Annotated in this window: 9 protein-coding genes; 7 read left to right on the plus strand and 2 right to left on the minus strand. The window is 62.9% G+C overall.

Annotation, left to right across the window (positions count from 1 at the left end):
* Positions 1-15: 15 nt before the first annotated feature.
* Positions 16-276 (plus strand): DUF6316 family protein, encoded by a 261-nt coding sequence (locus INS93_RS11280; RefSeq protein ID WP_160017564.1) that lies wholly within the window; start codon positions 16-18, stop codon positions 274-276.
* 11 nt (positions 277-287) lie between these two features.
* Here INS93_RS11280 and INS93_RS11285 read toward each other — a convergent pair whose 3' ends face one another.
* Both INS93_RS11285 and metE read right to left on the minus strand, forming a co-directional pair.
* The gene (locus INS93_RS11285) at positions 288-1,277 is read right to left on the minus strand and encodes an alpha/beta fold hydrolase (RefSeq protein ID WP_160017563.1); all 990 of its coding nucleotides are present in this window, start codon (positions 1,275-1,277) and stop codon (positions 288-290) included.
* Between the two features lie 197 nt (positions 1,278-1,474).
* On the minus strand, positions 1,475-3,778 hold the full coding sequence (metE, locus tag INS93_RS11290) for a 5-methyltetrahydropteroyltriglutamate--homocysteine S-methyltransferase (RefSeq protein ID WP_192981875.1): 2,304 nt from the start codon (positions 3,776-3,778) through the stop codon (positions 1,475-1,477).
* Positions 3,779-3,946: 168 nt separating this feature from the next.
* Between metE and metR the strand changes: the two genes are divergently transcribed.
* The 6 genes from metR to INS93_RS11320 all read left to right on the plus strand — a co-directional run bounded on the left by metR (position 3,947) and on the right by INS93_RS11320 (position 13,618).
* Positions 3,947-4,864: a transcriptional regulator MetR gene (metR, locus tag INS93_RS11295; protein ID WP_125834287.1), complete on the plus strand. Its 918-nt coding sequence runs from the start codon at positions 3,947-3,949 to the stop codon at positions 4,862-4,864.
* 204 nt (positions 4,865-5,068) lie between these two features.
* Positions 5,069-5,725, plus strand: a complete 657-nt coding sequence (locus tag INS93_RS11300) for a TetR/AcrR family transcriptional regulator (protein ID WP_192981878.1) — start codon at positions 5,069-5,071, stop codon at positions 5,723-5,725.
* A 6-nt stretch (positions 5,726-5,731) separates the two neighbouring features.
* Positions 5,732-6,814 (plus strand): efflux RND transporter periplasmic adaptor subunit, encoded by a 1,083-nt coding sequence (locus tag INS93_RS11305; protein WP_192981881.1) that lies wholly within the window; start codon positions 5,732-5,734, stop codon positions 6,812-6,814.
* Position 6,815: 1 nt separating this feature from the next.
* Entirely contained in the window at positions 6,816-9,962 is a 3,147-nt protein-coding gene (locus tag INS93_RS11310; RefSeq protein WP_192981884.1) for an efflux RND transporter permease subunit, read from the plus strand.
* Positions 9,963-10,769: 807 nt separating this feature from the next.
* Positions 10,770-12,080 carry a GDP-mannose 6-dehydrogenase gene (algD, locus tag INS93_RS11315; RefSeq protein WP_192981887.1) on the plus strand — a complete coding sequence of 437 codons (1,311 nt, stop codon included), beginning with the start codon at positions 10,770-10,772 and terminating at the stop codon, positions 12,078-12,080.
* Positions 12,081-12,193: 113 nt separating this feature from the next.
* Positions 12,194-13,618: a mannose-1-phosphate guanylyltransferase/mannose-6-phosphate isomerase gene (locus INS93_RS11320; RefSeq protein ID WP_192981890.1), complete on the plus strand. Its 1,425-nt coding sequence runs from the start codon at positions 12,194-12,196 to the stop codon at positions 13,616-13,618.
* The last annotated feature ends 29 nt before the right edge of the window (positions 13,619-13,647 follow it).

Here is a 13,647-nt window from a genome sequence, read left to right on the forward strand (position 1 = left end):
GATGGAGCTCTCACCATGTTCGGCCAACGCGATATCGACCCTCAACCGGGCACGCACTACCGCAGTTCACGTCTGAGCGCCGTCAATGGCCAATACTTCTTCGCCACTCGCGAAGGCACACTGGAAGGCCCCTTTATCTCCCGCCATGACGCTGAGCAGAGCATCACGCGCTATATCGAACGCATGACCATGGCCGACAAGCTGCTACGCCACAGCAGCGAGCACATCGACCATCTGCAACGCCGCGAAGCGATCAAGCACAATCAGGAGCTCTGAGCGCTCGCCCCTTACAGATGCGCCAGGCCCAAATCCCCCCGATGCGCTGCGAGATGCGGCAACACCGCGGCCAGCAAAGGTTCCTTGAAGGCATCCTGAAAGCGATGCGCCAGGCCCGGAATCAACTTGAGCTCCGCGCCCTTGATGTGCGCCGCCACGTGCACGCCATGCATCACCGGCAGTAACGGATCGGCCGTACCGTGCACCACCAGCGTCGGCACTGTCAGACGATTGAGTAGCTCGACCCGACTCGACTCGGCAAGAATCGCCAGCAACTGACGCTGTACGCCTTCGGGATTGAAGGCGCGGTCATAAGCCTGCTCGGCCTGATGCAGGAGCAAGGCACGGTCATCATGCACCGAAGGGCTGCCCAGGGCCGCGAGCAAGTCGGCCTGCTGCTGCAACGCCGCTTCGCGACTCCCCGCCTCACGCCTCGCCAGCAGCGACACCAGCGCATCGCTGGGTGCAGGCAATCCCTGAGCACTCGAACTGGTCATCACCAGCGTCAGACTGAGAACGCGCTGCGGCGCCAGATCGGCCAGGTGCTGGGCGATCATGCCGCCCATGCTCGCGCCCAGCACATGGAAGTTGTCGACGCCCAGGCGATCCATCAAGCCCAGGGCATCGCCAGCCATGTCGCGCAGGTGATAAGGCGCACCGAGCGACAGGCCCAGGCGATAGCGCAGCACCTCGTAAGGCAGGTTGATGCTCGGCGCCGGCCGCCGCCAGGTGCTCAGCCCCACGTCACGATTGTCGAAGCGCACGACGCGAAAACCCTGCTGACACAGGCGCTCGACCACCTCGTCAGGCCAGTGGATCAACTGTCCGCCCAGCCCCATCACCAGCAGCAGAGCCGGATCGCGCTCGCTGCCGATGCTTTGATAAGCCAGGCGCACTTCACCGACATCCGCATAACGGGTCGGCTCGGACAGGTCGCAACGATTGGCCGCAAAAGACGGCAGGCCACAAAGCAACGCGGCCAGGAAAATTAATGCACGCATGGAAACACCAGAAACGCAGAACCCCATTGGAACGCGAGTCTGATGAAAGTCGTTCGATGGCGCTGCCACACATGCATGACAGTTTGATGAAGGAGGACGAACGGTTGCTTTGCAGGTGACCAGAAGCCCAGCCCAGAGCGTCGCGAACGCCCCTCCTACTTAACCGTGGGAGGGGGTTCAACCGCGACTGGCGGGAATCAGGCCAGCTCGGCGCGCAACTGCCTGGCTGCGGCCACCATGTTCACCAGCGCGGCCTCGGTTTCCGGCCAGGCACGGGTTTTCAGGCCGCAATCGGGGTTGATCCACAGCCGTTCGAGCGGGATACGCCGTGCCGCCTTGCGCAACAGCCCGGCCATCTCGGCGCTGTCGGGCACGCGCGGCGAGTGGATGTCGTAGACGCCCGGGCCGATTTCGTTCGGGTAGGCGAATTTCTCGAAGGCCTCCAGCAACTCCATGTCCGAACGCGAGGTTTCGATGGTGATCACGTCGGCATCCATAGCAGCGATGGACTCGATCACATCGTTGAACTCGCTGTAGCACATGTGGGTGTGGATCTGCGTTTCGTCACGCACGCCGCTGGCGGTCAGGCGGAAGGCCTCGGTGGCCCAGTTCAGGTAATGCTGCCAGGCGGCCTGGCGCAGCGGCAGCCCTTCGCGGAACGCGGCTTCGTCGATCTGGATGATCTTGATGCCGGCCGCTTCCAGGTCTACCACCTCGTCACGAATCGCCAGCGCCAGTTGCCTGGCCTGCACTTCACGGGAAACATCCTCGCGCGGAAACGACCACATCAGCATGGTCACCGGGCCGGTCAGCATGCCCTTCATCACCTTGTCGGTCAGGCCCTGCGCGTAGGTGATCCACTCCACGGTCATGGCCTTGGGCCGACTCAGGTCACCGACGATCACCGCCGGTTTGACGCAGCGCGAACCATAGCTCTGCACCCAGCCGAAGCGGGTGAAGGCGTAGCCGTCGAGTTGCTCGGCGAAGTACTCGACCATGTCGTTGCGCTCGGCCTCGCCATGCACCAGCACGTCCAGGCCCAGGCGCTCCTGCACCTGCACCGCATGGCGAATTTCGCTGTGCATGGCCTCGGTGTACTCGGCAGCGCTAAGCTTGCCCTGCCTGAACGATTGCCGCGCCAAGCGAATCGCCGAGGTCTGCGGGAATGAGCCGATTGTGGTGGTCGGCAGCAACGGCAGTTGCAGGCACTCACGCTGCTGCTCGATGCGCTCGGCGAATGGCGACTGGCGCTGGGCATGACGCGGACGGGTCGCTGCCAGGCGCGCCTGCACCTCGGGCTTGTGAATACGTTTTGAAGCTGCACGAGCGGCCTGCACTGCGCGGCTCGCTTGCAAGGCGGCTTGCACAGAGGCATCTTCCGGCGCCTCCAGGGCCTTACCGAGCAACGCGACCTCCTGGCATTTCTGCACGGCGAAGGCCAGCCAGCCTTTCAGCTCGGCATCGAGTTTGTCCTCACGGGCCAGATCCACCGGGCTGTGCAGCAGCGAACAGGATGGCGCCACCCACAGCCGTTCGCCCAGGCGTTCGTGAGCGTGACGCAGCACCTCGAGCACCTTCTGCAGATCGCAACGCCAGACGTTGCGCCCGTTGACCACACCCAGCGACAACACTTTATAGGCGGGCAAGCGGTCGAGGATGGTCGGGTACTGCTCCGGCGCACGCACCAGATCGATATGCAGACCATCGACCGGCAGGTTGGCGGCCAGGCCCAAGTTATCTTCCAGGCCGCCGAAATAGGTGGCGATCAGCTTCTTGCAGGGTTCGCGCTGGATCAGGTTGTAGGCGCGCTCGAAGGCGTTCTTCCACTCCTGCGGGAGATCGAGCACCAGAATCGGCTCGTCGATCTGCACCCACTCAACGCCCTGCGCAGCCAGGCGCTGGAAGATCTCGCCATAGACCGGCAGCAGGCTTTCAAGCAACTCAAGCTTGTCAAAGTCGCCCCCCTTGGCCTTGCCCAGCCATAGATAAGTCAGCGGACCGATCAGCACGGGCTTGACGCTGTGCCCGAGGGCATGCGCTTCATCCACCTCCTCGAACAACTGCTCCCAGCTCAGGGCGAACTGCTGGTCCGCGCTGAATTCCGGCACCAGGTAGTGGTAGTTGGTATCGAACCACTTGGTCATTTCCTGGGCGTGGGCACCTCCGCAACAAGTGCCACCGCTCTTGCTTGCAACGGCCCCACGGGCCATGGCGAACAGGGTATCCAGCGTCGGCTTGCCATCGGCCGGGCGAAAACGCTCGGGAATCACACCGAAGGCCAGGGAATGAGCGAGCACCTGGTCGTACCAGGCGAAGTCGCCCACCGGCAGCAGGTCGATGCCCGCATCCTTCTGCAGTTGCCAGTGTTCGGCGCGCAGGCGCTGGCCAACGGTGCGCAGGCCGGCTTCGTCCAACTCACCTTTCCAGTGGGCTTCGAGGGCTTTTTTCAGTTCGCGGTCGCGACCAATACGCGGGAAACCGAGGGAATGGGACAGGGCCATGTCGTGAAACTCCAGAATCAATCGAGATGGCGCCATTCTCGGCATCGATGCCGAGTGAGACAAACTCAAGATTTTCGCCTTGATCTATAGATTTACTCATGTAGGCTGTATGAACGATTTTCATCCGGCCACGGCATTGGATGAATGAATTCCTCGCAGAGACCCGCCATGCTCGAGCTACGCCACCTGAAAACCCTGCACGCCCTGCGCGAAACCGACAGCCTGGTGGAGGCCGCCGAGCGCCTGCACCTGACCCAGTCGGCGCTGTCGCACCAGTTCAAGGAACTGGAAGAACGCCTCGGCCTGCAGCTGTTCGTGCGCAAGACCAAGCCGGTGCGCTTCACCAGCGCCGGCCTGCGCCTGCTGCAACTGGCCGATGCCACCCTGCCCCTGCTGCGCGGCGCCGAACGCGATCTGGCGCGCCTGGCCGGTGGCACGGCCGGTCGCCTGCACATGGCCATCGAATGCCACAGCTGCTTCCAGTGGCTGATGCCGACCATCGATCAGTTCCGCGATGCCTGGCCGGAAGTGGAGCTGGACCTGGCCTCGGGCTTCTCCTTCGCCCCGCTGCCCGCCCTGGCCCGAGGCGACCTGGACCTGGTGGTGACGTCAGACCCCATCGAGCTGGCCGGTATCACCTATGTGCCACTGTTCACCTACGAGGCCATGCTCGCCGTGGCCAACCAGCACCGTCTGGCGCACAAGGCCTGCATCCAGCCACAGGATCTGGCCACGGAAACCCTGATCACCTACCCGGTGGAACGCGATCGCCTGGACATCTTCACGCGCTTTCTCGAACCCAACGATATCGAGCCAGCCCAGGTGCGCACCTCCGAGTTGACGGTGATGATGATGCAACTGGTGGCCAGCGGTCGTGGCGTATGCGGCCTGCCCAACTGGGCACTGCACGAGTACAGCTCGCGCGGTTACGTCAGCGCCAAGCGCCTGGGCGAAAAAGGGCTGTTCGCCACGCTCTACGCGGCGATCCGCACCGACATGCTCGACGCGCCTTTCATGCGTGACTTCCTGCTCACCGCCAAGGACACCTCCTTCGCCAGCCTCGAAGGCGTCAGCGTGGCACGCTGACGGCCGCACGCAGGGTGCGCCGTGCGCCCCAACAATCCACCACCGCCGGCCCTGGTGCGCACGGCGCACCCTACGACCATATCTCCAATCGCCAACGCCACGGCGAACTCACACCCACACCAATTGCCTTGTTACAACTCCCGCATTGCCGCAGCGTGACCAACAGTCATAGCATGACCACCGGTCACGAAACCCGGAACCGTCATGCGCTACCAGGATCAACTTTTCCAGCAGCGGGAAAATGCCCTGCTGCAATCCGCTCGCCAACTGTTTCAGGAGCAATCCTGGGATCGCGTCACCATCGCCGAGGTGGCCCGTCACGCCGGCATTGGCAAGGGCACGGTGTACAAGCACTTTTCCAGCAAGGAGGCGCTCTACGCGCGCCTGGTGCTGGACTGCTCGCGCCAGCACCTGAGCGAACTGCATGAGACCGCGAACCGGGCTCCGCCTCGCGAGGCCATGCGCCGTGTGATTCGTCGCGCCTTCGAACAACTGCTGGCCGACCCACTGCAAGCCCAACTCTGCCTGCTGTGCGACCGCCCCGCCTTCCAGGAACGCCTGGACGCGCCCTACCGTGAGCAGTTCCTCGAACTCGAAGGTCAGTACATGGCCCTGTTCAACCAACTGCTGCAGGGCAGCTTCGGCGAACTGAAACTCTCCCCCACGGATTGCCAGCACCTGCTGTGGGGCGTGGAGGCTTGCGTCAATGGCGTGATGGCACGCATCGCCTCCGGCGGCTTCGCCCACTGGGCCGAACCCATCGAACTGGAGGCCTATTTCCAGCGCGTCACCGATTTCATCATTGCCGGCCTGCAAGGCCAGGCCGCCGCGCTGCACGCAGCGCCTGCACTCAGCGAGTAAACCCACATGTTCGCCCAACTCAGCAAGCGTCCCTGGATCATCGCCATCGTCATCGCAGTTCTGCTGCTGGCCTGGCTGTTCAGCGGCGAGCGTTTCGTCGCGCGCGACGATGTCGAGCCCGACCAACCCGCCACCAGCAACGATCTGGCGCGCGTCGAAATTCAATGGCTGCAAGCGCAACCCATGCAGCGCGAGCATGTGGTGCAAGGGCAGATCGAAGCCTGGCGCCGAGTGGAACTGCGCGCCCAGGTCAGCGGCAGCGTGCAGAACCTGGATCAGGACAAGGGCAGCCGCGTCGCGGCCGATCAATTGCTGCTGAGCATTTCGCCAGACGACCGCCCGGCCCAGGTCGCGCGCAGCGAAGCCGATGTGCGCCAGCGTCAGAGCGACGTCACCGCCGCCAAGCGCCTGCGCGAACGCAGCCTGGTTTCGGCCAACGAGCTGATGCGCCTGGAAAGCGAACTGGCCAAGGCTCGCGCCGAACTCGACAGCGCCCGCCTGCAGCAGCGCAACACCAGGATCACGGCGCCATTTGCCGGTATCTATGACCAGCGCATGGTCGAGCTGGGCGATTTCGTCCAGCCCGGCCAGAGTCTGCTGACCCTGGTGGATATCGACCGCCTCAAGGTCAGCGCACAGATTGCCCAGCAGCAGGTCACCCAGCTGGAACTGGGCCAACCGGTAAAAGTGGAACTGCTCGATGGCCGTACACTGCAAGGCGAACTGCACTTTATCGCCGCAGCTGCCGACCCCGGCTCGCGCAGCTTCCGCATCGAGGTCAAGGTGGACAACCCAGACAGCCTGCGCCTGGCCGGCGCCAGCGCCACCCTGCACATCCAGACCGGCGAAGCCATGGCCCATCGCCTGTCCCCTGCCCTGCTCAGCCTGGATGAAACCGGCCGCCACGGCGTCAAGTGGGTCAACGAGGCGCAGCGCGTGGAGTTCACCCCAGTGCAACTGATCAGCGTCGACAACCAGGGCGCCTGGGTCAGCGGCCTGCCGCCGAAGGTGGCGTTGATCACCCTCGGCCAGGGCTTCGTCCAGCCCGGTCAGCAGGTACGCACGCAACTCGCGGCCGAGGGCAGTTGAGATGCACGCCTTGATCGCTGCCGCACTCGACCGTAGCCGTACCACCATCCTGGTCCTGCTGTTCCTGCTCTGCGGCGGGCTGGTGGCCTACATCGCCATGCCCAAGGAATCCAACCCGGACGTGGTCATTCCCATCATCTACGTTTCGGTGACCCTCGAAGGCATCAGCCCGGAAGACGGCGAACGCCTGCTGGTGCGTCCACTGGAGCAGGAGCTGCGCAGTCTCGAGGGCGTCAAGGAAATGCGCTCGGTATCCAGCGAAGGGCACGCCTCGGTGACCCTGGAGTTCGACGCCGGCTTCGACGCCAAGGTGGCGCTGGCCGATGTGCGCGAGAAGGTCGATACCGCGCGCAGCAAGCTACCAGAAGAAGCCGACGAGCCAACCGTCACCGAAGTCAACGTGGCGCTGTTCCCGGTGCTGTCGGTGGGGCTGTCCGGGCCGATTGCCGAAACCGAGCTGGTGTACATCGCCCGGCGCCTGAAGGAGAACATCGAGGGTATCGCCGAAGTGCTGTCGGTGGAGATCGGCGGCGACCGCGAGGACCTGCTGGAAATCGTCGTCGACCCCCAGGTGCTCGACAGCTACGGCATCGACTACAACGAGCTGTTCAACCTGGTCAGCCGCAACAACCGCCTGGTCGCCGCCGGCAGCCTGGATACCGGCGCAGGCCGCATGAGCATGAAGGTGCCCGGTGTCATCGAAGACCTCGAAGACGTGATGCGCATGCCGATCAAGGTAGTCGGCGACAGCGTGGTCACCTTCGCCGATGTCGCCACCATTCGCCGCACCTTCAAGGACCCCACCGGCTTCGCCCGCATCAACGGCCAGCCGGCCATCGTGCTGGAAGTGGCCAAGCGCAGCGGCGCCAACATCATCGAGACCATCGACCAGGTCAAGGCATTGATGGAGCAGGCCAAACCCCTGCTGCCGCCGGGCGTTGAAGTCAGCTACATCATGGATCAGTCGCAGGAAGTGCAGAGCATGCTCGGCGACCTGCTCAACAACGTGCTCACCGCCATCGTCCTGGTACTGATCCTGGTGGTGGCGAGCATGGGCATGCGTTCGGCGCTGCTGGTCGGCCTGACCATTCCCGGAGCCTTCCTCAGCGGCATCCTGCTGATCTGGATGCTCGGCTTCACCCTCAATATCGTCGTGCTGTTCAGCCTGATCCTGGTGGCCGGCATGCTGGTGGATGGCGCCATCGTCGTCTCCGAGCTGGCCGACCGCTACCTGCACCAGGGCCAGACGCCTCGTCAGGCCTGGGCCAATGCCGCCACGCGGATGGCCTGGCCGGTGATCGCCTCAACCGCCACCACCCTGGTGGTGTTCCTGCCGCTGCTGTTCTGGCCGGGCGTGGTCGGTCAGTTCATGAAGTACCTGCCGGCCACGGTGATTCTCTGCCTGCTGGCATCGCTGGCCATGGCCCTGGTGTTTCTGCCAGTGCTCGGCGCCGTCACCGGCGGCCAGGCACGGCCGCAGGCACAGAGCGCAAGCCGCGCGGGCAGTGCCTATCGCCGCCTGCTGGAAAAGCTGCTCAAGCGCCCCGGCCTGACCCTGCTCGGCATGCTCGCGCTGATCGCGCTGATCTATGTCGGCTACGGCCGCTTCAACCATGGCGTGGAGTTCTTCCCTGACGTCGAACCGGAAAGTGCACAGATCTGGCTGCGTGCACGTGGCGACCTGTCGGTGCAGGAGAAAGACGCCCTGCTCAAACAAGTGGAAAACCAGGTGCTGGGCATGCGCGAGGTCAAGGCACTGTATGCGCGCTCCCTGGCGCAGCCGGACGGCCAACTCGGTGCCGACGTGATCGGCACCCTGCAGTTCCAGTTCGTCGACTGGCATCAGCGCCGCCCGGCCAAGGACATCCTCGCCGAAATGAGCCAGCGCACCGCCGGTATTCCCGGCGTGGTGCTGGAGTTCCGCAAGCAGGAACAGGGTCCCACCGACGGCAAGCCGGTGAAGCTGCAGATCAGCTCGCTGGACCCGGCACTGGGCGAGCAGTGGGTCGAGCGTATCCGCGGGGAAATGCAGAAGCTCGGCGGCTTCGCCGATATCGAAGATGACCGTGCGCTGCCCGGCATCGAATGGCGAATCAAGGTCGACCGCGAGGCCGCTGCGCGCTTCGGCGCGGACGTACTCAGCGTCGGCAACGCCGTGCAGATGATCACCAACGGCCTGAAACTGGCGACCTACCGTCCCGAAGATGCCACCGACGAAGTGGACATCCGCGTACGCCTGCCCGGCAACTGGCGCTCGCTCGACCAACTCGGCCGCCTGACCCTCAATACAACGGCCGGCCAGGTACCGCTGAGCAACTTCGTCGACCTGCAGCCTGCGCCCAAGGTCGGCACCCTGCGCCGCGTCGATGGCGACCGCACCATCACCCTGCAGGCCGACCTGGCCGAAGGTGCGCGCCTGGACGAACGCCTCAAGGCATTGCGCGAAGCGCTCGGCGATGTACCGGCCGAGGTCAAGGTGAAGTTCGCCGGCGAGGATGCCGACCAGCGCGAGGCGGCCACCTTCCTGATGACCGCCTTCGTCGTCGCCATCTTCCTCATGGCGATCATTCTGGTGACCCAGTTCAACAGCCTCTACCAGGCGGCGCTGGTGTTATCGGCCATCGTCCTGTCCACCGCTGGCGTGTTGATGGGCTTGCTGATCAATGGTCAGTCGTTCGGCATCGTCATGGTCGGCATGGGCCTGATCGCCCTGGCCGGCATCGTGGTGAACAACAACATCATCCTGATCGACACCTACAACCAGTTGCGCCGCCAGGGCCTGGAGCCGCGCGAAGCAGCGCTGGAAACCGGCAGCCTGCGCCTGCGTCCGGTGCTGCTCACTGCAGTGACCACCATCCTCGGCCTGATGCCCATGGTGCTCAGCATCAACGTCGACCTGCTCACCCCGAGCCTTGGTTTCGGCGCGCCCTCGACGCAGTGGTGGACGCAACTGTCCAGCGCCATCGCCGGCGGCCTGGCCTTCGCCACCGTGCTGACGCTGCTGCTCACACCTTGCCTGCTGGTACTCGGTGCCCGCTTCGAGCGCCGCCCGCCACCGCTGGAGACCTACGACACCGACCTGCTCGACCTGCCGGAACACCTGATCGCCGCCAAACCCGACAAGGCGCAGGTGCAGCGCACCAGCTGACGCCTAACCGCCCTGGAATACATGGCAAAACGCCAGATATCGCCTAGGCTAACCAGCAACGATGCTTAGGGCGGGAATGGAAAGACGGCAGGGATGCTCTTAATAGGCAGCAGACGCGCAAGGCGTCTTGCAGAAACGACAAAGCCCTCTCTCGGAGGGCTTTGTCTTTTCCGCTCGCTTCGCATAGGCCAGCGCAAGCAATGAACACCGAGCTAACGAAGTGTATGGGGTCGGCATCCTGCCTGTTGGCCACTTCGTTAGCCCGGTGACCGGAGAGTAGTTCAGGCAGTGGCACTGTGCCAAGCCTCAATTACGTGGCATGACTCACAGAGCGGAGCAGCTCTCCAACGCAAGCTGTCGCCCTTCGAAATCCCCCTGTCTATTCGCATGACGGCTAATCAGCACTCCCGCTCCCAGCGTCGAACACGGCACAGCGCACTCATGCACAACTTCCGAGCAGAACCTTACTGCAGCGCCATACAACTAAGCACAAAAGATAATGTTTTTATGGCGCCATAAAAATAACACACTAAAAAGCTGCAACTTTTTTTTGGCGCCCAAAAAAACAGCAAATATAAGTATTTGTTTTTATTGATAAAAAAATTAAACACTGACAATAAAAAACATTTCAAAACTTTTGGTTCAGGTTTTGCTTGAAATGCCAAAACAGCCAACTTAGTATCCGCGCCAATTCGAGCACCCCCTATTCGATTGCAGTCACCATTACGCAATCTTAGTGGCGTACTTAATGAACACGGATGTTGGCCAATTCAAACCGGCTAACTCATTTATATGAGAGAGGGACCTATGAGAATCAGCATCTTTGGATTGGGTTATGTAGGCGCCGTATGCGCCGGTTGCTTGTCGGCTCGCGGCCATGAGGTCATCGGCGTCGACGTCTCGCAAACCAAGATCGACCTGATCAATCAAGGCAAGTCCCCCATCGTCGAACCCGGCCTCGCCGAACTGCTCGAAGCCGGCGTCAACTCCGGCCTGCTGCGTGGCACCACCGATGTGGGTGCCGCAGTGCTGGCCAGCGAACTGTCCTTCATTGCCGTGGGCACGCCGAGCAAGCGCAATGGCGACCTCGATCTCGGCTACATGGAATCGGTGTGCAAGCAGATCGGTACCGCCCTGCGCGACAAGCAGGAACGCCACACCGTGGTCGTACGCAGTACGGTCCTGCCGGGCACGGTAAAGAACGTGGTGATCCCCCTGATCGAAGCAGCGTCCGGCAAGAAAGCCGGTGTCGATTTCGGCGTGGCCACCAACCCGGAATTCCTGCGTGAAAGCACGGCGATCAAGGATTACGACTTCCCGGCCATGACCGTGATCGGAGAACTGGACGAACAGTCTGGCGATCTTCTGCAAGAGCTGTACAGCGAGCTGGACGCCCCGATCATCCGCAAGTCCATCGAAGTGGCGGAGATGATCAAGTACACCTGCAACGTCTGGCACGCGGCCAAGGTCACCTTCGCCAACGAGATCGGCAACATCGCCAAGGCCGCCGGCGTCGACGGCCGCGAGGTGATGGATGTGGTCTGCCAGGATCACAAGCTCAACCTATCCAAGTACTACATGAAGCCCGGCTTCGCCTTCGGCGGCTCGTGCCTGCCCAAGGATGTGCGCGCCCTCTCCTACCGCGCCGGCAGCCTGGACGTGGAAACGCCGCTGATCGGCTCGCTGATGCGCAGCAACGCCGCCCAGGTGAAGAAGGCCTTCGACATCGTCACCCACTATGACAAGCGCCGCATCGGCCTGCTGGGCCTGAGCTTCAAGGCCGGTACCGACGACCTGCGCGAAAGCCCCCTGGTCGAACTGGCTGAAATGCTGATCGGCAAAGGCTACGAACTGCGCATCTACGACAGCAACGTCGAGTACGCCCGGGTTTTCGGTGCGAACAAGGAATACATCGAATCGAAGATCCCCCACGTTTCCTCGCTGCTGTGCAAGGAGCTCGATGAGGTGGTCGCGCAATCCGACGTGCTGATCATCGGCAATGGCGAACAGCGCTTCGCCGAGGTCATGAACAGCGTCGGCGACGACAAACAGATCGTCGATCTCGTGGGGTTCATGGCGCATGCCACCCAAGCCAACAAGGAAGGTATCTGCTGGTAGCAGACAGCTAACAAGAACAGAGGCGGCACCGGTCAGGTGCCGCTTGGTTGGTTATGGCGTGTCGCCCGTTCACTGCCCATACGATCCGAATCGATGTTTACAGGAGTGACAGCATGATTCCTCTGATTTTGTCCGGCGGCAGTGGCTCCAGACTCTGGCCGCTCTCGCGCAAGCTGTATCCCAAGCAGTTCCTGGCCCTCACTGGCAGCGAAACCCTGTTTCAGCAGACGCTCGGCCGCCTGGCCATCGAGGGCATCAGCAAGCCTATCGTGGTGTGTAACGAGGAACATCGTTTCATCGTCAGCGAGCAACTTGCCGCTGTCGGCAACGAGGCGCAGACCATTCTGCTCGAGCCGTTCGGCCGCAACACCGCGCCGGCCGTGGCCATCGCCGCCATGCACTTGCTCGCCGCCGGCCGTGACGAGCTGCTCCTGGTTCTGCCGGCCGATCACGTGATCGAAGACTTGCCGGTATTCCACAGCGCACTCGGCGTGGCTCGCAAGGCTGCCGAACAGGGCGAGATGGTGCTGTTCGGCATCCCCGCCGAGCGCCCTGAAACCGGTTACGGCTATATCAGGACCGGCGAGCGATCCGGGCTGCCTGGTGGTGTTCTGTCAGTCGAGCAGTTCGTCGAGAAACCCGATCTGGCCACCGCCAGCGAATTCGTGGCGCAGGGCGACTACGTCTGGAACAGCGGCATGTTCCTGTTCCGCTGCAGCCGCTACCTGGAAGAGCTGCAACGCCACGATCAGGACATCTACGACACCTGCCAACTGGCGCTCAGCCGCAGCAAGAGCGACCTGCAGTTCATCCGTATCGACCCCAGCGCCTTCGAGTGCTGCCCGGACAACTCCATCGACTACGCGGTGATGGAAAAGACCGATCGTGCCTGCGTGGTACCGCTCGCGGCAGGCTGGAACGATGTCGGTTCCTGGTCCGCACTGTGGGACGTCCAGGACAAGGACGACCAGGGCAACAGCCGCTCTGGCGACGTGGTGATCCACGACAGCCAGGACTGCCTGGCTCACAGCCAGAGCAAGCTGGTGACCTTGGTCGGCCTGAAGGACGTGGTGGTGGTGGAGACCAAGGACGCCGTGATGGTCGCCCACAAGGATCGCGTGCAGGACGTCAAGCAACTGGTCAATACCCTCACCAGCGACGGGCGCCCCGAGGCGCAGAACCATTGCCAGGTCTATCGCCCGTGGGGCAGCTACGACTCCATCGACAGTGGCAACCGCTTTCAGGTCAAACGCATCGTGGTCAAGCCAGGCGCCAGCCTGTCGCTGCAAAAGCATCACCATCGTGCTGAGCACTGGATCGTGGTCTCCGGCACCGCGCGGGTGACCTGTGACGACAAGACCTTCCTGCTCTGGGAGAACCAGTCGACCTACATCCCCATCGCCGCCGTTCACCGCCTGGCCAACCCCGGCAAGATTCCCCTGGAGATCATCGAGGTCCAGTCCGGCAGCTACCTGGGCGAGGACGACATCGAGCGCTTCGAGGATGTCTACGGCCGCACCGACGCCACGATCAGCTAGCGACTTTCGGCGTCACCGCGCCTGACGCT

Source organism: Pseudomonas sp. EggHat1, assembly GCF_014892995.1.
Lineage (GTDB): Bacteria > Pseudomonadota > Gammaproteobacteria > Pseudomonadales > Pseudomonadaceae > Aquipseudomonas > Aquipseudomonas chaetocerotis.